We start from the raw sequence: 24,957 nt of genomic DNA on the forward strand, positions 1-24,957 counted from the left end.
TGGTCAAAAGAGGAGTAAACTAATGAAAGTGGAAAAAAGTCTTTGTAAATGAGGATTATCATCGTTTATGATTTTGAATATGGTAAAATACAAGTTTGTAGCGACTGTTATTTTTAGATTGATTTGAAAAGTTTTTATTAGGAAGGGATTATATGTCATCGAAGCTTTTAAGGGGTACATTCATATTGACGCTCGGCACAATCCTTTCGAAGGTGCTGGGGCTTTTCTATGTCATTCCCTTTTATGCCATTGTAAAAGATTATGGGACTGCGCTTTATTCATTTTCCTATATTCCGTATACCATTTTCATCAGCATTGCGACTGCAGGTGTCCCGCTGGCCGTTTCAAAGTTCATTGCAAAATATAATGCGATGGGGGAATACGCTGTCGGGAGGAAGTTGTTCAAATCAGGGATTGCTGTCATGCTTGCAACCGGAACGATCTCTTTTCTTGTGATGTATTTCACTGCACCTGTCCTTGCGGAAATGGCGATCAGTACAGGCGGGGAGGATGTGGAGGTCACTGCTGAAGACGCCACAACAGTCATCCGCGCTGTGAGCTTCGCGCTGATTGTCGTGCCGTTCATGAGTCTGATTCGAGGTTTTTTCCAGGGGCATCAATCAATGGGCCCTTCCGCTGTATCACAGGTTGTCGAGCAGATTGTCAGGATCATTTTTGTGCTTGCGGGAGCCTACATTGTCCTTCATTTGCTTGGAGGCAGTATCGTTACCGCGGTCAGTGTCGCGACATTCGCGGCCTTCATCGGGGCAATTGGCGGCCTGGCGATTTTGGGGTGGTACTGGTTCAAACGGAAACCGTACCTTGATGAGCTTCTGAAGGAAGACAAAGGGACAATGGATATTTCCCTTAAAGAGATTTACAAGGAAATCTTGCTTTATGCAGCACCGTTTGTTTTTGTCGGGATTGCCAATCCCTTGTTCCAGTTTATCGATATGATGACATTTTCCAAGACGATGACAACCATTGGCTTTTCAGGGAATGAGGCGAACGCTGCTTTTTCAGTGCTTAACTTCCAGACACATAAGCTGGTGATCATTCCAGTTTCGCTTGCGATGGCATTCTCGCTGACACTGGTCCCTAGTATAACCAAAGCCTTTGTGGAAAATGACAGAAAAGGGATGAGGCGCCAGCTGGACCAGACGTTCCAGGTGTTGATGTTCCTCACTGTTCCCGCTGCGGTGGGCTTGTCGCTTCTTGCAGAGCCAATGTTCACTGTTTTCTATAAGCACAACAGCCTTGGAACAGAAGTATTGATGACATATGCCCCTGTCGCGATTTTATTCGCCCTATACTCGGTAACCGCGGCAATCCTTCAGGGCATCAACGAACAGCGTTTCACGATCCTTAGTCTTTTAACGGGCTTGCTCGTGAAACTGAGCCTGAATATTCCTTTGATCAAGCTATTCGAAACACAGGGGGCAGTGCTGTCAACCGCCCTTGGTTACGCTGCGGCAATCATTATCAATATGCTTGTGATCAAGACGTTTGCCAAATACCCAATGGGCTTCGTCACAAGAAGGATCATTCTCATTCTTTTATTTTCCGGGCTGATGGCGGGGGTGACGGCTGCGTTCTACAAGGTGATCGTTCAGTTCCTGTCTCCCGCTGCCAAGTTCCAATCCATTATGATCATTGTTATTTGTGCAGTGATTGGTTCAGTAGTTTATTTCTACCTTGGGTTCCGCAGCAAGCTGGTGGACAGGCTGTTCGGTGATCGGGTCACAAGGCTGAAACAGAAACTCCGGCTGCCAGTTTAAGAAAATAGATTCCGTTTGCCAGTAAATTTTTGGTAAAGTCCGCTCAAGGATCATCGCTTTCCGAAGGACGGATGGTGAGCATCCTTGCCGGAGAAAGCGGGGCTAATCTTCGTCCCGCAATCCAGGCGGACATGGAACAGGCTCCCTTTAGTTTGCCCATGCACGAAGAAAATGCTGCCTCATTTTCAAGGAGTTAAGCACCTTTCGCTCCAGTCAACGAAATTATTTTGAAGATCATTTCAAATCTTTTAGAAAACGGCCATAAAAAGAATGGCCTTCATAGCAAAGGCCATTTATCCATCGTCAATAATAAAATTCCTGGTCATGATCGCGGATGCCAAGGCGGCGCTCGATCCTGCCCACCCTGCGGTCCAGCCGGTCAACCTGGCGCTCCAGGCGGTCCAGCCGCTGGTTGACATTCCCTCCGCCTGGGATTCCTGGTCCTCCGGGATAACCTGGCCCTCCGGGAATCGGAAAATAAAGCTCCTGGCCATGCTGGCGATAATTCATAACAGTCACTCCTCTTTTTTATAAAAGTATGATATTAGTCTATGTAGTTAGCGGAAAATGGAGTGGGCTGCTGCCCATTATGAGGGAGGTCCCCTGATGAGAATCGATAAGATGCTTTCTAACCTGGGTCATGGAAGCAGGAAAGATGTGAAGAAACTTCTGAAAAATGGTGTCGTAAGGGTGAATGGTGCCATCGTAAAGGACGCTAAGCAGCATATCAACCCTGAACGCGATACCGTGACGCTGAACGGGGAAGAAATCGAATACAGGGAATTTATCTATTTGATGATGAACAAGCCTCCGGGAGTCATTTCCGCTACGGAAGACGACCGCGATGAAACGGTAATCGACCTGCTTGAGGCCGAGGACCTTGTCTTCGAGCCTTTTCCTGTCGGCAGGCTTGATAAAGATACCGAAGGGCTGCTGCTCATCACAAATGACGGCCAGCTTTCACACAAGCTTTTGTCACCAAAGAAGCACGTGCCAAAAACGTATTTCGCTGTCATAGAAGGAGAAGTGACAGAAGAAGATATCGAGGCGTTCAAAAACGGAGTGACACTTGAAGACGGCTACAAGACGAAGGCAGGAGAGCTCGCCATCCTGAAATCAGGCGTTACCTCCGATATTGAGCTGACGATTACGGAAGGAAAGTTCCACCAGGTGAAAAGGATGTTCCTGGCTGTAGGCAAAAGGGTCATGTATTTGAAAAGAATTTCGATGGGACCGATCGAACTCGATGAGACACTCGAGCTTGGCGAGTATCGGGAGCTGACCGATGAAGAGGTTCAGCTGCTCCAGTCATATGAACCATAAAAAAATCGCCAAATGGCGATTTTTTTCTCTTCATTCCTTTATGATGACATCTTTACCTTTCTTTGGGTCGTTGTCCATTTACCTCGGCTAGGACTTTTTACCAAGTCGTTATATGCCAGGACATTTAAATCCCTCTGGATGGTCCTTGGAGTAATTCCGAATTCCTCTACAAGATCTTGAGTTGTGACAGTGCCATTCTTACATATGAACATGTAGATGGATTTGATGCGGTTTATCATCCGGTTAGTCGAAGGTTTCAAACAACCACTCCCTATCCTTTTTTTAAACCCCTAGTCATAATCCTGCAACCGACAGCTGAGTGAAGACGAATCCTCAAGTATGTAGTTTTCTTCTTTCCAGACAGCTCCTTTTGCGTCCATTTTAAAAAGGCAGTTATAAGATGTCTTACCTTTTGGACTATTTTACTCCTAATTCAAGGAAAATACCAGCCAATTCACTGTTTTTTACAAAAATTTAATAAGTAAGCGTGTTCTTCCTCCCTTCCTCAATAACCTATATTTACTTTACGATATGGTTCTAAACAGGCTAAATATGCCAGGAGTTAGAAAATTGAAAAAATAAGAACTAGCGATGCTGTCAGGGGTAAAATGAAATTTAAGTTTCCAAAAGACAAAGATAAGGTACAATAAGAATATCGTTCCTGACATGCAGCCAAAAGCGCATGAAGTGAACATAATATACATAGATGATAAAAATCTGGAGGTATGTAAAATTGGCTGAAATCCAATGGATGAATGAAGTGGAAAAAAGGAAGGAAAGCCTTATCAAGGATGCGCAAAACCTTCTCAAAATAAAGAGCGTCCTTGATGAAGAAAATGCTTCCGAGAATGCGCCGCTCGGTGAAGGGGTCAAAGAGGCGCTTGAATTCATGCTTGAATTAGGCGAAAAGGATGGCTTCACGGCAAAAAATGTTGGCAACCTTGCAGGACACCTGGAATTTGGTCAGGGAAAGGAAATTGTCGGGGTCCTATGCCATGTCGATGTCGTCCCAGAGGGGGATGGCTGGACGAGCGATCCGTTTGGGGCGGAAATCCGTGAAGGGAAAATCTTTGCCCGTGGTGCTATCGATGACAAGGGGCCGACGATGGCTGCCTACTATGCGATGAAAATCGTCAAGGAACTGGATCTGCCGCTGAATAAGCGTGTCAGGATGATCATCGGTACAGATGAAGAAAGCAATTGGCGCTGTGTTGACCACTATTTCGAACATGAAGAAACGCCTGCAATGGGGTTTGCACCTGATGCGGATTTTCCGATTATTTATGCAGAAAAAGGGATTGCCGATTATGATTTAGTTTATCGGGCATCATCAGCGGAAGGGGAAGGCCATGACGCCAGGGTGATGAGCTTCGCTTCTGGAAGGCGTTATAACATGGTACCCGACTACGCGCGTGCCACCCTCGCTGTCTCTCAATCACAGACAGATATCGTCCAGAGGTTCGAGGAATATAAAAAGGAAAATGAACTCAATGGCAGGGCATATGTCGAGAGCGGCAAACTCATCCTTGAACTTGAAGGCGTATCTGCTCATGGCATGGAGCCTGATAACGGTAAAAATGCAGGACTGCATATGGCTGATTTCCTTGCAGGTTTAAGCCTGGACCAAAACAGCAGCCGCTTCTTTCAATTCGTCGTAAAATATCTATACAAGGATTCACGGGGAAAAGAATTGGGCATAGCTTATAAAGATGATATTACCGGCGATTTGACGATCAATGTCGGGAAGCTTTCGTATACGAGTGAAAATGGAGGACGGGCAGGATTGAACATGCGCTATCCGGTCACAACTGACCTGGATAAGACAAAGGCAATCCTGAACAATGTCCTTGCTTCGGAAGGAATTGCAATCGAGAACTTTTCTGATTCAAGGCCGCATCATGTCGATGAGAAGGGTTTCCTAGTCCAGACCTTGAAAAAAGTGTACGAAGAACAGACAGGAGAAAAGGCGGAATTGCTGTCGATCGGCGGTGGCACTTACGCACGGGCCCTGGAATCAGGAGTTGCTTTTGGTCCATTATTCCCTGGGAGGCCGGATATAGCACACCAAAAAGATGAATACATGACCATCGAGGATCTTTTAAAAGCAACGGCAATCTATGCACAAGCCATTTATGAGTTGGCTCGCTAAAGAAACAGGAGGAAATTGGATGGAATTCGTAATTGTAGACGGCAGGCTCACAGATAGAGCTTCAGCGAAAGTAGACATTGAAGACAGAGGCTATCAGTTTGGTGACGGAGTTTATGAAGTAATCCGGGTATACAACGGGAAAATGTTCACAGGCAAGGAACATTTGAACCGGCTCGAAGAAAGCGCGAAAAAAATCAGGATGGAACTTCCGTATAGCCAGGAGCAGCTTGTCGAGATGACCGAGAATCTAATCGCGAGGAACGAATTGGGGACAGGGATTGTTTATATGCAGTTTACCAGGGGCACTTCGCCTCGGAACCACGTTTTTCCGGCTTCAGGGGTTTCACCGACGTTTGTTGCCTATACAAGGAAGGTCACTCGACCTGAGGAATCGATGGAAGCAGGCGTACAGGCGATTCTTGATGAGGATATCCGCTGGCTTCGCTGCGATATCAAAAGCCTGAACCTGCTGGGGAATTTGCTCTCAAAGCAAAAAGCTGCAGAGGCAGGATGCTTCGAAGCCATCTTGCACCGGGGGCAGACTGTTACCGAAGGCAGCCATTCCAATATCTCGATCGTCAAGGATGGTGTCATCATAACCCACCCTGCTGATAACCATATTCTCAACGGGATCACGCGGCAGAAGTTTCTTGAGATTTGCGGAAATGAAAAAATGGGGTATGAAGAAAAAGCATACACAGTCGAAGACCTTCTATCAGCCGATGAAGTCTTTTCATCCGGGACGACTGTTGAGGTCATGCCGATTATCAAAATAGAAGGGCAGCAAGTCGGCAATGGGAAACCAGGTCCTGTCACAAGACGTCTGCAGGAGCTTTTCAAGGCGGAAATTGAGGCGCAGTGCGGACCAATCCAATAAAAAAGCAATAAGCTCATAGACATTATGTCTATGGGCTTTTTTATGCCATTCTAAACTAGTCCGCAATTTATGGCTGATGGAAGTCCATTTCTCAGGATGGTTTCGATCTTTGTTATCATTTTTTGCTTATCTGCCTTCATGGATGTTTCAGCGAAGCGGCCACGTCAAGGAATCCAGCCATTCCAGTGGATTAGGTGACACGAAGGCATCTTGCGTCCCTGGGATACGATTGGCGAATTAGGGGGACTTCTCTGGAAAGGCGATTAGTTTTTAAATTGAAGTAGTGGGTATCATAAAAATATTTAATCAAAGATAATCTGCTTGATTCGTTGTCTTTTGTTCGTAATCAGACTGGGCTTAGCAGAATTCTGACAGGGGGAACAATGAATGAAATTCACACCAGCGCAGCACGTTGAATTGCATGGATTCAATAATTTAACGAAGTCCTTGAGCTTCAATATGTATGACATCTGTTACACGAAATCACGGGAAGAACGTGAAGCTTATATTGAATATATTGATGAGCAATACAATGCAGAGAGGCTGACAAAAATCCTTACGCATGTCGCCGATATTATCGGGGCGCACGTCCTGAATGTAGCCCAGCAGGATTATGTGCCACAGGGAGCCAGCGTCACGATCCTGGTATCTGAAGGACCGGTTGTCGAAGTGCCCGAGGAGTCCTTCGATGAATCCCCAGGCCCTCTGCCAGACAATGTCGTCCTGCAGCTTGATAAAAGCCATATTACTGTCCACACTTATCCTGAATTCCATCCTGATGAAGGAATCAGCACCTTCAGGGCGGATATTGATGTTTCCACTTGCGGGGAGATATCGCCTTTGAAGGCGTTGAATTATCTTATCCATTCATTCGATACTGATATCATGACAATCGATTACAAGGTGAGAGGATTCACAAGGGACAAGGAAGGAAACAAGCTATTCATCGACCATGATATCAGCTCGATCCAAAACTATATACCTGAGAATGTGAAGAACCTTTTCGATATGGTCGATGTCAATGTGTACCAGGAAAACATCTACCATACGAAATGCAAGCTCCGTGAGTTCGACCTGAACAATTATTTGTTCGGTTACACAAAGGACTCTCTAACTACTGAAGAAGCTCAGGAAATCACTGAAAGGCTCCAGGCAGAAATGGAAGAAATTTTCTCCGGAATGACCCTGCATTCGGGCACCATTTTCGAGGATGAGGAGGAACAAGAGTAGGAGCTTGAAAAGTGGAACGAACGCCGAATGGACAGCAGCACACTTTGGCTGCCCAGTGTTAGCCAGCAAAAATTCAGCGCTAAACCAGGTTAATTCATCGTTTTGGCCGGAAATGGAACATCCCCACAGGTACCAACCAGCATCGCCGGGGCTTGTTTGCCGCGTAAAAATTACCAGAGCCTCCACTCATCACCAAAGCTATCTCAGGCTCTTCGGGATGGAGGCCAATCGTGAATGGCACCGGATTTTCACACAAGCCCAGGCACTCAAGCCAGCGGTCCTCGTCTGATATCACCAGAGCGTAATTGATAGAACGAGGGACTTCTTTAACAATTCTAACGATTGAATTGGTGACACACGTAAGGATATCGGAAAAAAACGTGAGAATCAGAAGTTCTACATAAAAAAGGCACAATGAGCGATTTTAATCGTTCACTGTGCTTTCCCTTTTGTAAGTTGGGCTGCGCATAGAAATTCTTTTGCGAAGTTATATCGTAACCACTGATATGGGAAGCCCATATCGGGGCGAGCTCACTTTTTTGTTCATCGTCCGGCGGAACTTATTCATATCTGAACACATCGCTGGACAGGTACCGTTCACCGGTGTCACAGGCGATGCAGACTACGACTTCATCGGGCTTTAGCTGCTTCGCGACATTGATCGCGGCAAAACATGCGGCACCGGAGGAAGGGCCAACAAGGATACCTTCTTCTTTTGCAAGGCGCCTCGCAGTCTCGTATGCTTCCTCATCCTCAATCTTGTGGATTTTGTCATAGACGTCCTGGTTAAGGATTTTCGGGATGAAACCAGGGCTTGTTCCGACAAGCTTGTGTTTCCCTGGTTTTCCTCCTGACAGCACAGGAGATCCTGCAGGCTCAACAACATGGACCGACAAATCCGGGAATGTTTCCTTGAGTGTTTCCCCGGTCCCAGTGATTGTCCCTCCTGTTCCCGCCGTGGCAACAAAAGCGCTTAGCGGTTTTTTGAGTTCCTCCATGGCTTGGATGATTTCCTTTGCAGTCGTATTCCGGTGGGCGTCAGGATTTGCGCTGTTTTCGAATTGCATTGGCATGAAACTGTCCGGTATTTCTTCCAGCAGCTCCTCAGCCTTTTTAATAGCACCCGGCATTTTTTCATCTCCAGGAGTTAAAACAACCTCAGCCCCATATGCCTTCAGGAGATTGATCCTTTCGAGTGTCATTGTGTCCGGCATCACAAGGATTGCTTTATATCCTCTGGCCGCGGCATTCATCGCGAGGCCGATTCCGGTATTCCCGCTTGTTGGCTCGATGATCGTCGAGCCCAGCTTCAGGGAGCCTTCCTTTTCGGCGGCCACGATCATATTATAGGCTGCACGGTCTTTGACACTTTTGCTTGGATTGTAGAATTCAAGCTTCAAATAGACAGAAGCGCCGCCTTGAGGCGCAAGTCGGTTCAGTTTGACCAATGGTGTTTCCCCGATCAATGAAGCGATATTATTGACAACTTTCATTTTTATTTTACCTCCCTTTGCTGCTAAATTCCTTTGGTTTAGTCTTCCAAAGAATTGAATAATTGAAGATTGAAGAATGAAAAATAACGTATGTTCCTTCTTTATCATACAAAATATAGACTATTCCTATCAATGATTACGGATTAAAAACGGATAAAGGAAAATCTGCCAAAAACCCTTCCCATTTGCTACAATGAATTCAAGATTAGAAAGGATGTTCAATATGGTTCAGCAAGCCCATTATTTTTATGCCCTCGAATTGCCCGCGGAAGTGAAAAGATACCTGGAAAAAGCGGCAGAAGGATTGAAACAGCAGCTTGCATTCAAGACATGGGTACATCCCCATGATTATCATATTACGCTTGCATTCCTGGGGAATGCTCCGTTTGACGCCATCGATACGTCCAACCGGCGGATAGAGGAGGCACTTGAAGGCTTAGCTCCATTCGAGCTCAGGATCGATCATCTCGGTACATTCGGGCGAAAAGATTCCCCGCGTATTTTTTGGGCGGGGCTTGAAAGATCACTTGCCCTTGCTGCTTTGAGGGAAAAGGTGTTCTCTGCATGCCTTGACGCCGGTTTCACCCTTGAGAAAAGGCCGTTCAGCCCTCATATTACGATTGCGAGAAGGTGGCTGGATGAAGCGCCCTATACATACGGGCAAAATCCATTCGAGGGAGGATTGCCTTTCTGCGCTGACAGAGTCGTTTTGTACAAGACTCATTTGGGGAATAGCCCAAAGTATGAACCAATCACAATATTTCCGCTTGCAGTCCGCAAGGATGGTTGAAGGCTGCAGGATCAAAGGCAGGTCATGAGCATGGCACAATTAATAAAGCTCCAGGATTATGTTTCCCGTTATGCCCAGGATATTTATCTGTACCCTTCGAGATTTGTCCGGCTGAAGCAACAGCAATGGGATGGAATGAAGGATAAATGGGAACAAGGCAAAGTCGAGCAGGCAGACGCTGCATCCAACTTTGAACAGAAGGAGGGGCAGTCTGTCGGCATTTTAAAGAAACTCAAGGGCAAACTCAGGAAATCCAATGAACTGCAAAAGCCCGAGGCTGATCCTTTTCCGAATGGCTCCGCAGAATCGTTAATGGAGGAAGTGATAGGCGGGATACCAGGGAATATCAAGTCGGTCGAGCAATTGAAGCAGTATTTCCTGAATGAGCTGATGCCTTTCCAGTTGAAGTGGGCGAGTTCGACTTTGACAGAAACATCTTTCATTGACAAGGATTTCACAAGGGACCGGACACTGAAGTTTTTGCTTCAGCGTTTCCCTGATACTTTTCTTATTTTATATAAACCTATCTTTTTACTGAAGAAAGCACCTGTAGAAGCAGAGTTGATTATTGTTACCCCGGCTGCCGCCATTTGCATTTCCTTTCTTGAAGAGGAGGCTGATGCGGTATTTGTCGGGAGCAAGGAGCGTTTTTGGGTCAAGAAAACGAAGCATCGACAGAAAAAGGTCCTGAATCCGCTGATCGCGCTGAACAGGACCGGGAAAATTGTTAAATCACTTTTTGACATGCATGGGGTCGAACTGCCAGTGCAAAAATTGTTGCTGAGCAGGAATGGTTTCATTGATTACCCTCAGCCTCCCTATGGCATACAATTTATCGAAAAACGGAATTTCGAATCCTGGTTCAAGGAACTGAGAAGAATGAAATCACCTCTTAAGCATACTCAGTTAAAAGCAGCGCAGGTCCTCTTGCAATATTGCCAGACAACAGCTGTCAGGAGACTTGAATGGGAAAGCAATCCGGATGGCGATCATCAATAATAAAATGAAGGTTGGTCATATGGGGAAGATTTATTTTATCGTCAATCCGAATGCCAAGAATGGGAGCTGCCTGAAGACTTGGAGAAAGCTCGAGGTGGATCTGAGAGCAACCGGGGTGTCGTTCCTTGCTTTTTTTACGGAGTATCCCGGCCATGCACAGGAGATTGCGGAAACGCTTTCCCGAAAAGCTTCGGGCCAGCCACTCATCATTGCAGCTGTTGGCGGGGACGGTACGATGCATGAAGTGGTGAACGGGGCCGCGGCATACCCGAATACAATGGTAGGATTCATACCTGGCGGTTCTGGAAATGATTTTTCGAGAGGCTACAGGATTCCTAAAAAAGCAAGCGATGCATTGCAGTTGTTCATCGGAGAAAACATAGGCGCTTCAATTGATATCGATATCGGGAAAATCGGACATAATGAAGTCCATGAAACATATTTTATGAATAATATGGGCGTAGGCTTCGATGCGATCATTTCCAAAGAAGCGAATGAATCGAGGATGAAAAAGCTTTTGAATCGCCTGTCGCTAGGCAGGCTTGTCTATGTTTTCATCCTCGTGAAAAATGTGTTCACTTATCGTCTCGTTCCTTATGACCTGACGGTTGATGGGAAAGAAATGAGTTTCAAGTCAGCCTGGTTCATAACGGTCTCCAATCAGCGGTTTTACGGGGGCGGAATGAAAATTGCTCCGCACGCACATCCATCCGATGGGCTGTTGGATGTGACGGTCGTCTCGGATCTTTCAAGATGGAAGCTTCTTCTTGTCTTCATCAGCGTATTCTGGGGAAAGCATACAATGTTTAAGGAAGTACTGCAATTCACTGCAAAGACGATCACGATTGATTCACCACGAAAAGTACTGGTCCATGCAGATGGGGAAATAGTTGGCCACACTCCTTTGAGGATTGATGTGTGCCCAAAAAAATTGAGGATTCTTGCAGGATATGACACCGCAGAGCAAATGGAGGAGTTGAGAAGCGATGATGGCCATTGAGCGTATATTTAATGCCTACCTAGATCAATTGAATGTAATCACCATTCTGCTTCCTTATCCTTATTTTAGCGGTGAATCCAAAGCTTTCAGGATCAAAGGAAATGGCATTGATTTGCCGTTGGAAATACAGGAAACCATCCGTCTTGACCAGGCTGTGAAGTATGTTTGTGTTCCAGCTATCACTCCTGAAATCGGCAAGGAATATACGATAGTGGATGAGCACGGCGGCGAGACAGACCTGCAGATTGGCTCTGTTATCCGTTCAGAGGAATTTGACCAGCTTTTCTTTTATGAAGGCAATGACCTTGGGGTGTCATATGCAGAAGGAATGAGCGGGTTCAAAGTATGGGCTCCCACTGCCACTAACGTCAAGCTCAAGCTTTTTCCAAAGGATGAGGATGGTGCAGAGTTTGTCAGGATGGACAGAGGGGAGAAAGGCGTCTGGTCTGTTGAAATCGCCCGTGATCTCGAATTATACCGTTATAGTTTTTTGGTATGTGTGAATCTTAGGTGGCGTGAAGCGGTTGATCCATATGCTCGGGCAGTTTCCGTAAATGGGAGGCACGGGGTCATCATCGATCCTGAAAAGGCGCGCATTGCCCATGTCATCCCTCCTCAGTATGGCGCTCCCATCGATGCAATCATCTATGAAACACATATAAGGGATTTGACGATGCACCCAGGAAGCGGTACTAAAGACAAAGGAACGTATACCGGAGCCGCAGGGATAGGAACGGCGAGTCCAAGGGGGATACCGACCGGGCTTTCCTACATAAAAAGCCTGGGCGTAACCCACGTTGAATTCCTGCCATTCAATGATTTTGAAGGTGTGGATGAACTTGAGCCATCAGGTTCATACAATTGGGGCTACAACCCGCTTCATTTCAATGCGCCCGAAGGAAGTTATTCGACGGTTCCCGACGCCCCTTACAAACGGATCCTGGAACTGAAGCAGCTGATAGAGGCATCCCATCGAATTGGTTTAAGGGTAATCATGGATGTTGTCTTCAACCATGTTTTCATCCGCGAGGATTCCTCCTTTGAAAAAATCGTTCCCGGATATTACTTCCGCCACGATTCAAATGGCCTTCCATCCAATGGCACAGGCGTTGGCAATGATTTTGCATCCGAAAGGCAGATGGCAAGGAAATTCATCCTTGATTCTGTTTTATATTGGATGTCGGAATACCATATAGATGGTCTGAGGTTCGATTTGATGGGGATCCTGGATGTCGAAACAATGGCAGCTGTCCGGGAGGCCGTATTGGCGGCAGACGCTGCGGCACTGATCATCGGGGAGGGGTGGGATCTTAATACACCGCTCGCCCCTGACAGGAAAGCAAACATCGGGAACCAGGCAAAGCTTGGTGGAATTGGCCAGTTCAACGACTGGTTCCGTGATACGATCAAAGGGAGTACATTCAATTTATATGACAGAGGCTACGCAATGGGCAACGAACGACTCGTTGAGGCGGCCAAACAAGTCATGGCCGGGAGTGTCGGAATCGGCAGAAGGAAGACGGGGTTATTCCTCGAGCCTGTACAATCTGTCAACTATATTGAATCACATGATAACCATACCCTTTGGGATAAACTGTCAGTCTGCGATCCTGAACTGGATACTTCTGTACTGAAGAAGAAACACAGGCTGGCGACCTCAATGGTCCTTCTTGCCCAGGGCATCCCTTTTTTGCATAGCGGACAGGAATTTTTCAGGACAAAGAAGGGGATCGGGAACAGCTACCGTTCCCCGGATGAAATCAATTGGCTTGATTGGGATTTGCGGGACGAAAATATTGAAAATGTGGAATATATCAAAGGAATCATCAGTATCCGCAAAAGCCATGCAGCTTTCCGGTTTCCGGATAAAGCGGGGATCTGCAGGCATATGTCCTTCATTCCGGTGCATGCCCCGCTAATCGGGTATAGGCTGCATGAAATCGGCAACCTAGGAAAATGGAATGAAATCATTGTTTTTTTCAATCCGACAAATGGCCAGCAGCTTGTTGATTTAAGCAAGGATGCGAGATGGAACGTCCTCGCCGACCATGAAAATGCCAGCGAACGGCCTTTCCGCCAACTGGAAGGCAGCAAGGCGCTGATTGAACCGTGGTCGCTGTTCACTGCAGCAAGGTAAGGGACCTTCATGTTGCCTGATGTTAAATTGATCCTCATGGGGTTGACGCGATAAGCCTATTGAGGATAAAATTTATAGGATGGCTATTGTCTACGATTCGATCAATAGCTGTCTTTTTATTCTTAACACAATGTATCTGGTACTTCGAGAAATCTCCAGTTCCAGGTACCATCGGGTTGAGGCCACAAGCCAATCCGTCCGTAAGGTGAAAGAACTAGCCAGCCTTATGCATTGGGCTGGCCAGGGACGCGCTGGCGTCCACACTGCCAAAGGACGGGCGGTTTTTAGCCGGCGTCCCTCTTTTTGGGGCGCCTCGCGCTTTCTTATTCCGACTTTTATTAAGAAGATAGATTGATATTTTATGCTACATTTCCAGTTTTCAGCAGAATTAGGGAAATAGTGATAAATTGAAGGTGACTAACTTTGGAACATTTATTTGGACAGGATTGGGAAATCGTTCCTGCAGGCGGCGCGACAGGCGCTGCTTATTTTGCGCAGCATGAAGAACAAAGACTGTTTTTAAAACGCAATTCGTCCCCTTTTCTTGCTGTACTTTCCGCAGAAGGAATTGTCCCCAAGCTTGTTTGGACAAAAAGGTTAGAGAACGGAGATGTGATAACGGCACAGCAATGGATGAATGGAAGAGAGCTGAAGCCCGGGGATATGAATAACGACCGGGTTGCGAAATTGCTCAAGAAAATCCATGCATCTGATCCATTGCTTGGCATGCTGACAAGGCTTGGAAAAAGCCCTCTCCAGCCTGAAATGATCCTTACAGCCTTAAATAATGACCTGGACGATGATATTCTTAGCAAGCCTGTTGTGAAAAAGGCGATGGAGTTCCTGGCTGAGAATGCCCGCAGGGTAGACTGCGCTGAAAAGGTCGTCTGCCATTGCGATGTCAACCATAACAACTGGCTGTTGACAGAAAATAACCAGCTGTACCTGATTGATTGGGATGGAGCGATGATTGCTGACCCTGCAATCGACCTTGGCCTTCTTCTTTATTCCTATATCCCTTTCGAGGAATGGGAGAGCTGGCTTGAGAAGTATGGCTTGAAGCTGACAGAGGATCTTAAGCAAAGGATGAAGTGGTATGTTTATTCACAGGCACTTTCATCCATCCAATGGCACAAAAACCAGGACAGGCTGGCAGAAATGGAAAAATGGGTCGATTTCTTGAAGAACCTGGTCGAGTGATCAGGTGAACTGGCCGATATCATTGACCCATTGTGCCAGCTGGCCGCGGTGTAACTCGATATGTCCTTCTGTATCTCGGGAGTTGATTCCATTCTGGCTGTACTGATAAACATCCTGCAAAAGCGATTTTACCTTGCTGTCAACATCCGTATTGACCAGCAGGGATTTTATCAGCCGTTCCAATTGTTGATATTCCGCAACCGAACCGCAGCAGTCTGCTTCCTGGCTGCTTAATATATCTTTCAGCAAATTGACCTGGTCATGATGGCTTAAAGGCATAAAAACAATCACCCTTTCGTTTTTGAAGGAATTCACTATTAGATTGTGGATTCCTTTTTATGTTTATGCACCACTGCATTTTCGGCTTGAAAACATATGTATTGCATGATATTGTTTGAAACGAATGAAAATAGTACAGAGGTGCAGGTATGAGACTAAGAAACAAGCCTTGGGCGAAAGATAAATTGCTTCAATATCCGGATTACGTCATCCATGAACCAGAAAAATTCCGCGGTGATTGGGGGGCTGTATTTGAAAAAGACCAGCCGCTCCATATTGAAATCGGGACAGGAAAGGGCCAGTTCATCACTGGGATGGCCAAAGCGAACCCGGATATCAATTATATTGGTATCGAATTGCAGGAGAGCGTGATTGTCAGCGCGCTCGACCGTTTAATCGATGCAGAGCTGCCAAATTGCAAGCTGATGAATGTAAATGGCGCTGAGCTTTCCAAATACTTCGAGCAGGGTGATGTGAGCAGGATTTACCTGAATTTCTCGGATCCTTGGCCGAAAACGCGACATGAAAAAAGGAGACTGACATTCAAATCTTTTCTCGAGGTGTATGAATCCATCCTCGTCAAAAATGGCGAAATCCACTTTAAGACAGATAACCAGGGATTATTCGAATACTCTCTAGTAAGCTTTTCACAATATGGAATGTTATTGAACTTTGTAAGTCTCGATCTCCACAACAGTGATTTCGAAGGGAACATCATGACAGAATACGAAGAGAAGTTCTCATCAAAAGGCAGCCGGATTTACCGCTGCGAAGTGCAATTCCAATGTAGATGATCTCCTAAGCCCCGCCGGCGATGGCGGGGCTTTTACTTGGCTGCGGGCTGTTGCCTTTGGGAGAATTAAGTCCGGAATCCCGCATTTGCCGTTACTCTTTAAGCGCGTGGCCTTTGTTTCATAACGAAAAAGTGCATGGCAGCCATTTATGCAACTAAACAAAGAAGAAATTATTTAAAAATTCGAAACCTTAATGATACAATCTAATAAAAGATCGACGAGGGGGAATGGATATGGAAAAGCTTGAGCTGAAGAATGTGAAACTGAACTGGTTGAATGGCGGAGTCACGAACCTTGATGGAGGGGCGATGTTTGGCGTTGTGCCGAAACCGCTGTGGCAAAGGAAGTATGAAGTGAATGAGTCCAATCAGATCGAATTGCGGACCGACCCGATTTTAATCCGCGCGGAGGGAAAGAACTTTCTGTTGGAAAGCGGGATTGGGAATGGCAAACTGAACGAGAAGCAAAAAAGGAATTTTGGCGTGACAGAAGAGTCGAAGCTGGAGGAAAGCCTTGCCGAACACGGGCTGGCTTTTGCTGATATTGATTATGTATTGATGACCCATATGCATTTTGACCATGCATGTGGTTTGACGAAAAAAGAAAATGTATCTGCTTTTCCGAATGCAAAAATTATTGTCTCCAGTATTGAATGGGAGGAAATGCGAAATCCGAATATCCGGTCAAAAAGTACATACTGGAAGGAAAATTGGCAGGGAATCGAACAACAGGTTGAGACATTCGACAAAGAGTGGAGTTATGGCCCTATTAAAATGGTGCATACCGGGGGGCACAGCGACGGCCATTCCATCATGATCATCGAAGATGGGGACGAAACGATTGTCCACATGGCTGACATCATGCCTACCCATGCCCATCAAAATCCGCTCTGGGTAATGGCTTATGATGACTATCCCATGGATTCAATTGCGGCAAAGCAAAAATGGCTGGATTTCGGACAAAGCCGTGATGCCTGGTTCACTTTTTATCATGATGCCATATACAGGGCAATCAAGTTCGATGGGGAAGGAAAAATAAAAGAAGCCATCGAGCATGGAAAATGATTAATCAAAGTGGAACTGTTGGATCCGGTTTTGAGTTATGAAAGCCGCCGCAATCATCAGATGGAGCGGTTCATAAAAGGAACAAGAGCAGCCCCGGGTGGATTATTTATCCCTAAACCCTCAGCCTTGGCCTGTTCCCACAGGAAATAAAAAAAAGCAGTTCAAAAGGCCTGGGAAGGACTTTTGAACTGCCTTTTCATTTTAGCGGATAGGCGTCGAGGATCGTTCCTGTAGAAACGTCCGCTAGGAACTCGTACTGCTCTGTGCCTCCATTCGAATGACGGGAGATGCCGCCCCTGTAAACCATATAATCTAGGGGAGCTTTTATGTACGGTTCAGCCGTCATATTGATCCAGGAACCGCTGATGGGCCCTGACTTCTTAAATAACTCTTTCGCATGTACAAGGACCTTATCAGCTGAGACCTGCTTTTTTTGGGAAGCAAGCTCATTGATGGCATAGGCACCAGCCAGTCCTGTAGCAACACCGAGGAGAAATGGTTTCCAATTCATATTCTGGACCTCCAAGGATAAATGGTTTTTTTTGATATATCCATCATAACAAATCATCGGTTGCGGGCAAAGAATTAAACGATTTCCAGCGGCGCTTTCCTCCTTGAATGAAATTGAATAAATACTGGCAAGCATAAAGAATGTTCTGTAAAATACATATATACATATTCTTTAGGAAATCTAAGCAATAGTTGAAGAGGAGCAGTGAAATGAACGAGCAAACCTTTAAGCTTTTTAAAACATTGACCGAACTGCCTGGGGCTCCGGGAAATGAGCATGCAGTGCGCGGCTTTATGCGAGAACAATTGGGCATGTATTCAGATGAATTGATCCAGGATAAGCTGGGGAGTGTCTTCGGTGTCAAAAGGGGAGATCCGAATGGCCCGAAAATCATGGTGGCAGGGCATATGGATGAGGTAGGCTTCATGGTCACATCGATCATGAAGAATGGGATGATCCGTTTCCAGACACTTGGCGGATGGTGGAGCCAGGTGCTGCTTGCCCAGCGTGTCCAGATTATCACAGCAAACGGGCCAGTAACAGGTGTGATTGGATCCATCCCGCCTCATCTGTTGGATGAATCCAAGCGGAACAAGCCAATGGAAATCAAGAACATGCTGATTGACATTGGTGCGGATGACAGGGAAGATGCATTGAAAATCGGCATCAAGCCAGGGCAGCAAATTGTCCCGATTTGTCCGTTCACGCCAATGGCGAATGAGAAAAAAATCTTGGCAAAAGCCTGGGACAATCGCTATGGATGCGGACTTGCCATCGAATTGCTGAAGGAAACCAGTGACGAAAAGCTCCCTAACATACTTTACTCCGGTGCGACTGTCCAGGAGGAAGTCGGCCTGAGAGGCGCGCAAACAGCAGCGAACATGATCGATCCGGATCTTTTCTTTGCACTGGATGCAAGCCCCGCAAATGACATGACCGGAGATAAAAATGAATTCGGCCAGCTTGGAAAAGGAACTTTGTTGCGGATTCTCGATCGCTCTATGGTGACACACCGGGGTATGAGAGAGTTCGTCCTGGATATGGCAGAAACCCATGATATCCCTTACCAGTATTTCGTTTCCCAGGGAGGAACAGATGCGGGAAGAGTCCATACTTCTAACCAGGGAATCCCAAGTGCGGTAATTGGCATTTGCTCCCGGTATATCCATACAGCAGCATCGATGATCCATGTAGATGATTATGCAGCTGCAAAGGAACTGCTCATCAAGCTCGTGAAGGCAGCTGATAAGGGAACAGTCGAAACAATCAAGAATAATGCTTAATTGAAAGAGGCAGCCGCCAAACTGCCTCTTTTTCACGGTTTTAAGAGGAGGAGAACAAAATGAGGGTCGCAATCGGTTCAAAGAATCCAGCTAAAATCCTGGCAGTCGAGGAAGCATTCAAATTTCTTTCAGCTGAAGTCATTTCCATCGATGCACATTCTGGTGTCAGTGAGCAGCCGATGTCTGATGACGAAACAATCAAAGGGGCGGTCAACAGGGCGCTGGAAGCTGCTGAAAGAGGAGAAGCCCAAATCGGGATCGGGCTGGAAGGAGGAGTACAGCAAACTCATTATGGCCTAGTATTGTGCAATTGGGGTGCCCTGGCAGCAAAAGGCATGGAACCATTGATCGCCGGGGGTGCCAGGATCCCGCTTCCAGAAGAAATTGCCAAAAGGTTATTAGCAGGTGAGGAACTTGGGCCAGTGATGGATGAATACGCAAGGAAGCGGAATGTAAGGAAAAACGAAGGGGCTGTAGGGATTTTTACGGAAGGGCAGGTCAATCGTAGTGAAATGTTCCTCCATGTCATGAAATTGCTCGTTGGACAATATGAATACAAAATCAAGAGAAATGAAGGAAGCAATAGGAAGAGAGATGATTCGACAAATTTCTGAAAAATGTCATAAATTCCAACAAATTATTGCTTGCAAGGCTTGTCTCCTATTTATTAAGAAAGTATGATAGAAAAGAAGTGGTCAGTCCTTAGCAAGGAGGAAAAAAGTATGATGAATATAAAGGCCATCGGGCTTGCAATCATGGCCGTATTGCTGCTTGGAGCCTGCTCTGCTTCGTTTTCTGAACAAAAGAGCGAAGCAAAAGAAGCAGTTGGGAATGTTTTTAATGGAAAGCCTGAGGAAGCGAATAATAGTTCGAAAGATATAAAATACCATTTGCCGCTTGGCGTTGAAGTAAAGGAAGAAGCTCCGAATAACATCCTGCTCGTGAATGGTTCAAGGACTTACCTTCTTTTTTACAACCAGCATGAAGGCGCTGACAGCAAAGTCGTCTATGAATCTGCCTTGAAACAGGAGAAGGATTGGGATGGGAATGAAACATACACAAAGGACGGCAAGTTTGGCTATATGCTGATCAAAAAGGTCAAGGATGATACCTATCAGCTGATTGTCGGGATTGGCGGCATCAAGCTTACCACTGAAACGAAAGCGAAAAACATTAAAAAAGACGCTGAAGAAATGATGAAAATCGCAAACTCGGTCAAAGTGGAATAGCGCCGTCAGCAGATGGCGTTTTTTTTATTTACATTTCCCCGTTCCCTGTAACACTGGAAAAGGAGGCAGGCGTATGGACTGGTGTATGAATCCCTAACCCCATCCAACAAATGGGGAAAGAAAAATATCAAATGCTGTCCCTGAAGGCGATAAATCCCAGGTTTTCCATCTCGGTTCGCTTTTGTTTCTTTTTTCTCCATTCATGTTTAAAATAGAAAGAGCAAATTTTATCAGTCAGGGGGAACAAATGTGAAAAAGCTGGAATCTGTGGAACAGTTCGAAACGTTGAAAAACAACGGGAAACATATATTTCTTTTTACAGCAGGCTGGTGCCCGGACTGTCGAATGATCGAACCTGTATTGCCTGAAATCGAAAATGAATATCAGGAATATACCTTCATCTCCGTGGATCGCGATGAATTCATCGATCTGTGCATTGAGCTGGATGTATTCGGAATTCCAAGTTTCATCGCATTTGGGGACGGCAAGGAGCTTGGCCGCTTTGTCAGCAAAAACCGCAAGACACAGCAGGAAATCGAAAGCTTCATCGAAAGTCTTTCCTAAAACTTTTTCCCTCCAGCCTTTTTGAGGTGGGGGGAATTTTCATGTAAAATAGGTTCACAAAAGTGGGAAACGGAGGGACAATGATGGATAGCAGGAAAATGAGGAAAGAGCTGGAGGAACGCCTGAAGCATCCTGGCCGCAGTTTTAAATATGATCGGGAAAAGGACCAACTCAGGATTGAAAATACGGATACTGGCCGTGGGATCACGGTAGCGCTGCCTGGAATCATTGCTAAATGGCAGGACCAGAAAGAAAAAGCCATCGATGAAGTCGTTTATTATATATCTGAAGGGCTAGAGGCCATGGAAAGCACGCCGGAGTTATCCGGAAGTGAAAAACGCATTTTTCCGGTCATCCGCTCCACTTCTTTTCCAGCGGAAGCCGAGGAGGGCGTTCCCTTCTTGTATGATGACCATACAGCCGAGACAAGGATTTATTACGCCCTTGATATGGGGAAGACCTACAGGCTGATTGATGAGAAACTTCTGGAAAAAGAAGGGTGGGAAAAAAGGCAGGTCAGGGAGACGGCTCTTTTCAATGTTCGGTCGCTTTCAGTTAAACTAAAAGAAGACCGGGTAGCAGACAATACCTTTTACTTCCTTAATTCAAACGATGGCTATGATGCAAGCAGGATCTTGAACATCAGTTTCCTGAACGAAATGAAGAACCGGATGAAGGGTACGATGGCGGTTGCTGTTCCCCACCAGGACGTCCTGATCATCGCGGATATCGAGAACGATACCGGATATGACATTCTCGCACAGATGACCATGAGCTTTTTTGCTGGAGGCCGGGTTCCGATTACAGCCTTATCTTTTCTTTATGAAAACGGAGAATTGGAGCCAATTTTCATTTTAGGCAAAACAAAAAGCAATAATCTTTCCCAGGATTGAAAAAGCCCGATTTCGGGCTTTTTCCTTTTGCACTCGAGGCTGTAAGGTATTGTAAATCCGTAAGCCGAAAGTTGATTCGGTTGAAGGGTGATAGCTCGTAAAATTGGCTCATTCTTTCGATTTATCTCGAAAAAAACTCATTAACTGTTAAAATAGTAATGAAATGCGAAAGAAAGAGTGATAAAAATTGAGTTGGATTAAAAAGCTTTTTACGATCTTTCAGAATGAAGATGATGAATTTGATGTCTGGCCTGAACAAAAACAGGCAGCGATACAAGGGAAAAAAGAACATAATCAGGCGAAAGAGATTGAAACGAGGGTGCTTTATCAGTATCCGAAAGGGCAGTTCCGCTTCCCGCTTATCCCTGATGAAAAGAATCTGGGAGAAAAGGATAAAACAGGAAGAGTAAAGAATTTCGAGCAAGCTCATGGGGTAAAGCCGATTACTGCTGAAAAAGGTCCTTTAAGAATGAGTCAGGCAGGTAAACCTGCACGTCGGTCAAATTCAAAGCCTAAAGTGGAAAGGGCAGCGAGAATCCAGGAGGAGGTACGGGGTGATTCAGGCTCGTCCATCAATGAAACAATGAGCAACCCAGTTCCCGCATCCAATCCAGGATCATATAAGAATGAAAGAATGAAACACCGCCTCGAGACAAGAAAGGGCGGTGGATTTAAATATCGCCATGATTCAAAAAAGAATGCCAGAGTGAAACCGCATCAGCCATTCAAGCCGACGGAAATTCCTTCACCAATCCATGCGTTTAACAGGCCGCCGGCAAGGCCGAAGCCAATCAGTCCAAATAGGACAGGACAAATCGAATATGAACTGACTGGCTTTGAACGCTCTCCCGGTGTGAAAGATGATTCGCTGTTTAATAGAAAACAGGAGAAGGTCCATGAACAAGGGCTATTACCAGATAGACGAAAGGAGCTTGAGGACGCACAGATGGTTGAATCCAGTAACGATGGACATCCAATGCAAGAACCTGAGTTTGGGCAGGACCGGGTGGAAACAACTGAGGTGACAATCAAGCAGAAATATCACGAAACAGGACTGATTGGACTTGAGGAAGAATCAAGGGACATGGAAGGCGCTCCCAACGCCCTTTTAATTGAATCCGAGGTACTGCATGACGGAGAACGTGAAAATCAACACAAAGAACAAACAGGAGCAGAATTTTCACTTGATCACGAAAACCATGAAGAGGCAATACAACCGATCGGAAGCAGACCAGTTCCGGAGGCTGAATCGAAAGAGCAGCACCAAACAAGATATCCAGTAGAACAAAACAAGGAAATCACGGGAAGACCATCGCCGGAAGATAGTGTGATGCCTGAAAATGATGAAGAAACCCGCCACCAGGCAAATAGTGAAGAGGAATCTGGTCGTTGGCAAGCAGAAAATAAGGTTGAAGCCGGGAACGAGCAGGAAATCGTTGCTGCCGGAGATGCTGCCAATGAAGCAAAAGCAAAGGGTAGAGGGGAAGGAACCGGAATTCCTGGACCGGAGGATGAAAGACAAGCAAGGCAGGTCCAGCCAAGAAGGCAGCTGCCATTCAATGTGCTTATGCTAAAGCAGGACAAGAAAAAATGGGAAGCACGAAATATGGCAAGAGCAAACACTTCTCCCGGTCAAGAAAGAATGAGGGAGACCTTGACTGACCATTCTGGCAATCAGCTTTCACGTGAGAGACAGACCGCAAATAACGACGAAACGACGGCCAAGGGAGATAGTGGAGAAAAGCAACACGTTCAGACAATGGTCCAGGAGGAAACTCCATACGCACCCGCAGAGGGTTCCATTGCGGAAAAAAATGCAGGGTCAGCCAACCTCCCAGGAGTTGAACACCGGGATGAATATGAGTTTCCCCCATTGGATTTGCTGAATCCGCCAGTTTTTAAGGAACCTGATCCTAGCTGGCTTTCTGAGCAGGAACAGATGCTGAATGAAACCTTGAAGAATTTCAATGTTGGAGCAAAAGTAGTGAACATGACCCAGGGTCCATCCGTCACCCGATTTGAATTGAAGCCTGAACCAGGCGTCAAGGTCAATAAAATTACGAATCTGTCAGATGACATAAAATTAAGCCTTGCTGCCAAAGATATAAGAATTGAAGCACCGATTCCCGGAAAGCATACAATCGGGATCGAGGTCCCGAACCATTCAAGCCGGCCGGTTTTGTTAAGCGAGATTTTGCAGACTGGCAGCTTCCTTGAACAGAAATCGCCATTATCCGTCGCTCTGGGCCTTGATATCGAAGGCAAGCCGATCATCACGGACTTGAAAAAGATGCCCCACGGCCTGATTGCCGGGGCTACCGGTTCAGGGAAAAGTGTTTGCATCAATACGATGCTGGTCAGCTTGCTGTATAAAGCCCATCCGGATGATGTCAAACTTTTGCTGATCGATCCGAAAATGGTTGAGCTGGCACCATACAACCAAATCCCTCATCTTGTCAGCCCAGTCATCACAGATGTGAAAGCCGCTACAGCTTCACTTAAATGGGCAGTAGAGGAGATGGAACGCCGCTATGAACTGTTTGCCCACTCAGGGGTGCGTGACATCAGCAGATTCAATGAACTCGCCATCAAACATCGGCGGTTTGCTGAAAAGCTTCCTTATATCGTGATTGTTATCGATGAACTAGCTGATTTAATGATGATGGCGCCAGGCGACGTAGAGGAAGCGATTTGCCGGATTGCCCAAAAAGCGCGTGCTTGCGGCATCCATTTGATCATTGCGACACAGCGGCCGTCTGTTGATGTCATTACAGGCTTAATCAAGGCGAATGTCCCTACGCGGATTGCATTCTCCGTGTCTTCCCAGGTTGATTCGAGAACCATCATTGACATCAGCGGAGCAGAAAAATTGCTGGGGCGCGGGGATATGCTTTTCCTTGAAAACGGTTCTTCAAAACCGTTCCGTCTCCAGGGTACGTTCGTTACTGACAGTGAAATCGATGATATTGTGGCATTCGTCAGGGACCAGCGGGAGCCTGAATACTTATTCGAGCAGGAAGAACTGCTTAGAAAAGCCCAGGTTACGGAGGAAGAGGATGAACTATTCTATGAAGCCTGCGAGTTTGTCGTCGTGCAGGGCGGAGCATCTACATCCAGTGTCCAACGCCGTTTTAAAATCGGCTATAACAGGGCTGCCAGATTGATTGAAATGATGGAACAGCACGGATTCATTTCAGAAGGGAAGGGCAGCAAACCTAGGGATGTCCTGATTACTGTTTCCGACCTTGAGTCCATCAGGGAGACTAGTACATTCATTTAAAAAGTGTTATTCTTTATTTATGTGTGTAAAATAAGGATAAATGCCTAAAGACCCTGAAAGGGCAGATGTTGAAGGAGCTTTTTG

Annotated in this window: 23 protein-coding genes; 18 read left to right on the forward strand and 5 right to left on the reverse strand. The window is 46.1% G+C overall.

All coding sequences use genetic code 11. The features are described from left to right. Positions 1-152 precede the first annotated feature (152 nt). Positions 153-1,778, forward strand: a complete 1,626-nt coding sequence (locus tag JJQ88_RS06210) for a putative polysaccharide biosynthesis protein (protein WP_210364865.1) — start codon at positions 153-155, stop codon at positions 1,776-1,778. A 303-nt stretch (positions 1,779-2,081) separates the two neighbouring features. On the opposite strand, the gene JJQ88_RS06215 is transcribed toward JJQ88_RS06210, so the two are convergent. Continuing rightward, positions 2,082-2,288, reverse strand: coding sequence for a hypothetical protein (locus JJQ88_RS06215; protein WP_210364866.1), 207 nt, complete (start codon positions 2,286-2,288; stop codon positions 2,082-2,084). Positions 2,289-2,384: 96 nt separating this feature from the next. On the opposite strand from JJQ88_RS06215, the gene JJQ88_RS06220 reads away from it, so the two are divergent. After that, complete coding sequence (locus JJQ88_RS06220) at positions 2,385-3,101, forward strand: pseudouridine synthase (protein ID WP_210364867.1); 717 nt, start codon at positions 2,385-2,387, stop codon at positions 3,099-3,101. Positions 3,102-3,139: 38 nt separating this feature from the next. Here the strand turns inward: JJQ88_RS06220 and JJQ88_RS06225 are convergent, their stop codons facing one another. Further along, positions 3,140-3,361: a DeoR family transcriptional regulator gene (locus JJQ88_RS06225; RefSeq protein ID WP_210364868.1), complete on the reverse strand. Its 222-nt coding sequence runs from the start codon at positions 3,359-3,361 to the stop codon at positions 3,140-3,142. Positions 3,362-3,834: 473 nt separating this feature from the next. Between JJQ88_RS06225 and pepV the strand changes: the two genes are divergently transcribed. The 3 genes from pepV (at position 3,835) to speD (ending at position 7,357) form a co-directional block, all read left to right on the forward strand. Further along, entirely contained in the window at positions 3,835-5,250 is a 1,416-nt protein-coding gene (gene pepV / locus JJQ88_RS06230; protein ID WP_246860960.1) for a dipeptidase PepV, read from the forward strand. Between the two features lie 19 nt (positions 5,251-5,269). Then, positions 5,270-6,127 carry a D-amino-acid transaminase gene (gene dat, locus JJQ88_RS06235; RefSeq protein WP_210364870.1) on the forward strand — a complete coding sequence of 286 codons (858 nt, stop codon included), beginning with the start codon at positions 5,270-5,272 and terminating at the stop codon, positions 6,125-6,127. A 387-nt stretch (positions 6,128-6,514) separates the two neighbouring features. Then, on the forward strand, positions 6,515-7,357 hold the full coding sequence (speD, locus tag JJQ88_RS06240; RefSeq protein ID WP_210364871.1) for an adenosylmethionine decarboxylase: 843 nt from the start codon (positions 6,515-6,517) through the stop codon (positions 7,355-7,357). 560 nt (positions 7,358-7,917) lie between these two features. Here speD and cysK read toward each other — a convergent pair. Then, complete coding sequence (cysK, locus tag JJQ88_RS06245) at positions 7,918-8,850, reverse strand: cysteine synthase A (protein WP_210364872.1); 933 nt, start codon at positions 8,848-8,850, stop codon at positions 7,918-7,920. A gap of 223 nt (positions 8,851-9,073) precedes the next feature. On the opposite strand from cysK, the gene thpR reads away from it, so the two are divergent. From thpR to JJQ88_RS06270, 5 genes are all read left to right on the forward strand, one after another. Beyond that, on the forward strand, positions 9,074-9,640 hold the full coding sequence (thpR, locus tag JJQ88_RS06250; protein WP_210364873.1) for an RNA 2',3'-cyclic phosphodiesterase: 567 nt from the start codon (positions 9,074-9,076) through the stop codon (positions 9,638-9,640). Positions 9,641-9,670: 30 nt separating this feature from the next. After that, positions 9,671-10,639 carry an NERD domain-containing protein gene (locus tag JJQ88_RS06255; protein ID WP_210364874.1) on the forward strand — a complete coding sequence of 323 codons (969 nt, stop codon included), beginning with the start codon at positions 9,671-9,673 and terminating at the stop codon, positions 10,637-10,639. Next, positions 10,602-11,639, forward strand: a complete 1,038-nt coding sequence (locus JJQ88_RS06260) for a diacylglycerol/lipid kinase family protein (protein WP_246860961.1) — start codon at positions 10,602-10,604, stop codon at positions 11,637-11,639. The genes JJQ88_RS06255 and JJQ88_RS06260 overlap by 38 nt, the downstream gene beginning before the upstream one ends. After that, complete coding sequence (gene pulA / locus JJQ88_RS06265) at positions 11,626-13,776, forward strand: type I pullulanase (RefSeq protein WP_210364875.1); 2,151 nt, start codon at positions 11,626-11,628, stop codon at positions 13,774-13,776. Before JJQ88_RS06260 ends, pulA begins: the two co-directional genes overlap by 14 nt. 423 nt (positions 13,777-14,199) lie before the next feature. Further along, on the forward strand, positions 14,200-14,976 hold the full coding sequence (locus tag JJQ88_RS06270) for a phosphotransferase family protein (RefSeq protein WP_210364876.1): 777 nt from the start codon (positions 14,200-14,202) through the stop codon (positions 14,974-14,976). On the opposite strand, the gene JJQ88_RS06275 is transcribed toward JJQ88_RS06270, so the two are convergent. Next, on the reverse strand, positions 14,977-15,255 hold the full coding sequence (locus tag JJQ88_RS06275) for a YtzH-like family protein (RefSeq protein ID WP_210364877.1): 279 nt from the start codon (positions 15,253-15,255) through the stop codon (positions 14,977-14,979). It lies immediately after the preceding gene. A 149-nt stretch (positions 15,256-15,404) separates the two neighbouring features. On the opposite strand from JJQ88_RS06275, the gene trmB reads away from it, so the two are divergent. After that, the gene (gene trmB / locus JJQ88_RS06280; protein WP_210364878.1) at positions 15,405-16,049 is read left to right on the forward strand and encodes a tRNA (guanosine(46)-N7)-methyltransferase TrmB; all 645 of its coding nucleotides are present in this window, start codon (positions 15,405-15,407) and stop codon (positions 16,047-16,049) included. Positions 16,050-16,282: 233 nt separating this feature from the next. Further along, a complete protein-coding gene (locus JJQ88_RS06285; protein WP_210364879.1) occupies positions 16,283-17,113 on the forward strand; it encodes a YtnP family quorum-quenching lactonase in 831 nt (276 codons plus the stop codon). Positions 17,114-17,309: 196 nt separating this feature from the next. Here the strand turns inward: JJQ88_RS06285 and JJQ88_RS06290 are convergent, their stop codons facing one another. Continuing rightward, positions 17,310-17,624 carry a hypothetical protein gene (locus tag JJQ88_RS06290; protein ID WP_210364880.1) on the reverse strand — a complete coding sequence of 105 codons (315 nt, stop codon included), beginning with the start codon at positions 17,622-17,624 and terminating at the stop codon, positions 17,310-17,312. A gap of 209 nt (positions 17,625-17,833) precedes the next feature. Between JJQ88_RS06290 and JJQ88_RS06295 the strand changes: the two genes are divergently transcribed. The 6 genes from JJQ88_RS06295 to JJQ88_RS06320 all read left to right on the forward strand — a co-directional run bounded on the left by JJQ88_RS06295 (position 17,834) and on the right by JJQ88_RS06320 (position 24,873). Next, complete coding sequence (locus JJQ88_RS06295; protein ID WP_210364881.1) at positions 17,834-18,907, forward strand: M42 family metallopeptidase; 1,074 nt, start codon at positions 17,834-17,836, stop codon at positions 18,905-18,907. A 59-nt stretch (positions 18,908-18,966) separates the two neighbouring features. Beyond that, on the forward strand, positions 18,967-19,521 hold the full coding sequence (locus JJQ88_RS06300) for a DUF84 family protein (RefSeq protein WP_210364882.1): 555 nt from the start codon (positions 18,967-18,969) through the stop codon (positions 19,519-19,521). A 108-nt stretch (positions 19,522-19,629) separates the two neighbouring features. After that, on the forward strand, positions 19,630-20,136 hold the full coding sequence (locus JJQ88_RS06305) for a hypothetical protein (protein ID WP_210364883.1): 507 nt from the start codon (positions 19,630-19,632) through the stop codon (positions 20,134-20,136). A 249-nt stretch (positions 20,137-20,385) separates the two neighbouring features. Next, a complete protein-coding gene (locus tag JJQ88_RS06310) occupies positions 20,386-20,700 on the forward strand; it encodes a thioredoxin family protein (protein ID WP_210364884.1) in 315 nt (104 codons plus the stop codon). A gap of 83 nt (positions 20,701-20,783) precedes the next feature. Next, entirely contained in the window at positions 20,784-21,593 is an 810-nt protein-coding gene (locus tag JJQ88_RS06315) for a DUF1444 domain-containing protein (RefSeq protein WP_210364885.1), read from the forward strand. A 187-nt stretch (positions 21,594-21,780) separates the two neighbouring features. Next, positions 21,781-24,873 carry a DNA translocase FtsK gene (locus JJQ88_RS06320; protein ID WP_210364886.1) on the forward strand — a complete coding sequence of 1,031 codons (3,093 nt, stop codon included), beginning with the start codon at positions 21,781-21,783 and terminating at the stop codon, positions 24,871-24,873. Positions 24,874-24,957 lie beyond the last annotated feature (84 nt).

Source organism: Bacillus sp. REN3 (genome assembly GCF_017912555.1).
In the GTDB taxonomy this organism is placed as follows: domain Bacteria; phylum Bacillota; class Bacilli; order Bacillales; family Cytobacillaceae; genus Mesobacillus.

What these genes read in the sequence shown, in the direction of transcription:
- JJQ88_RS06210 (WP_210364865.1), top strand. Translation starts at nt 153, where the DNA reads ATGTCATCGAAGCTTTTAAGGGGTACATTCATATTGACGCTCGGCACA.
- JJQ88_RS06215 (WP_210364866.1), bottom strand. Translation starts at nt 2,288, where the DNA reads ATGAATTATCGCCAGCATGGCCAGGAGCTTTATTTTCCGATTCCCGGA.
- JJQ88_RS06220 (WP_210364867.1), top strand. Translation starts at nt 2,385, where the DNA reads ATGAGAATCGATAAGATGCTTTCTAACCTGGGTCATGGAAGCAGGAAA.
- dat (WP_210364870.1), top strand. Translation starts at nt 5,270, where the DNA reads ATGGAATTCGTAATTGTAGACGGCAGGCTCACAGATAGAGCTTCAGCG.
- speD (WP_210364871.1), top strand. Translation starts at nt 6,515, where the DNA reads ATGAAATTCACACCAGCGCAGCACGTTGAATTGCATGGATTCAATAAT.
- cysK (WP_210364872.1), bottom strand. Translation starts at nt 8,850, where the DNA reads ATGAAAGTTGTCAATAATATCGCTTCATTGATCGGGGAAACACCATTG.
- thpR (WP_210364873.1), top strand. Translation starts at nt 9,074, where the DNA reads ATGGTTCAGCAAGCCCATTATTTTTATGCCCTCGAATTGCCCGCGGAA.
- JJQ88_RS06255 (WP_210364874.1), top strand. Translation starts at nt 9,671, where the DNA reads ATGGCACAATTAATAAAGCTCCAGGATTATGTTTCCCGTTATGCCCAG.
- pulA (WP_210364875.1), top strand. Translation starts at nt 11,626, where the DNA reads ATGATGGCCATTGAGCGTATATTTAATGCCTACCTAGATCAATTGAAT.
- JJQ88_RS06275 (WP_210364877.1), bottom strand. Translation starts at nt 15,255, where the DNA reads ATGCCTTTAAGCCATCATGACCAGGTCAATTTGCTGAAAGATATATTA.
- trmB (WP_210364878.1), top strand. Translation starts at nt 15,405, where the DNA reads ATGAGACTAAGAAACAAGCCTTGGGCGAAAGATAAATTGCTTCAATAT.
- JJQ88_RS06285 (WP_210364879.1), top strand. Translation starts at nt 16,283, where the DNA reads ATGGAAAAGCTTGAGCTGAAGAATGTGAAACTGAACTGGTTGAATGGC.
- JJQ88_RS06290 (WP_210364880.1), bottom strand. Translation starts at nt 17,624, where the DNA reads ATGAATTGGAAACCATTTCTCCTCGGTGTTGCTACAGGACTGGCTGGT.
- JJQ88_RS06295 (WP_210364881.1), top strand. Translation starts at nt 17,834, where the DNA reads ATGAACGAGCAAACCTTTAAGCTTTTTAAAACATTGACCGAACTGCCT.
- JJQ88_RS06300 (WP_210364882.1), top strand. Translation starts at nt 18,967, where the DNA reads ATGAGGGTCGCAATCGGTTCAAAGAATCCAGCTAAAATCCTGGCAGTC.
- JJQ88_RS06305 (WP_210364883.1), top strand. Translation starts at nt 19,630, where the DNA reads ATGATGAATATAAAGGCCATCGGGCTTGCAATCATGGCCGTATTGCTG.
- JJQ88_RS06315 (WP_210364885.1), top strand. Translation starts at nt 20,784, where the DNA reads ATGGATAGCAGGAAAATGAGGAAAGAGCTGGAGGAACGCCTGAAGCAT.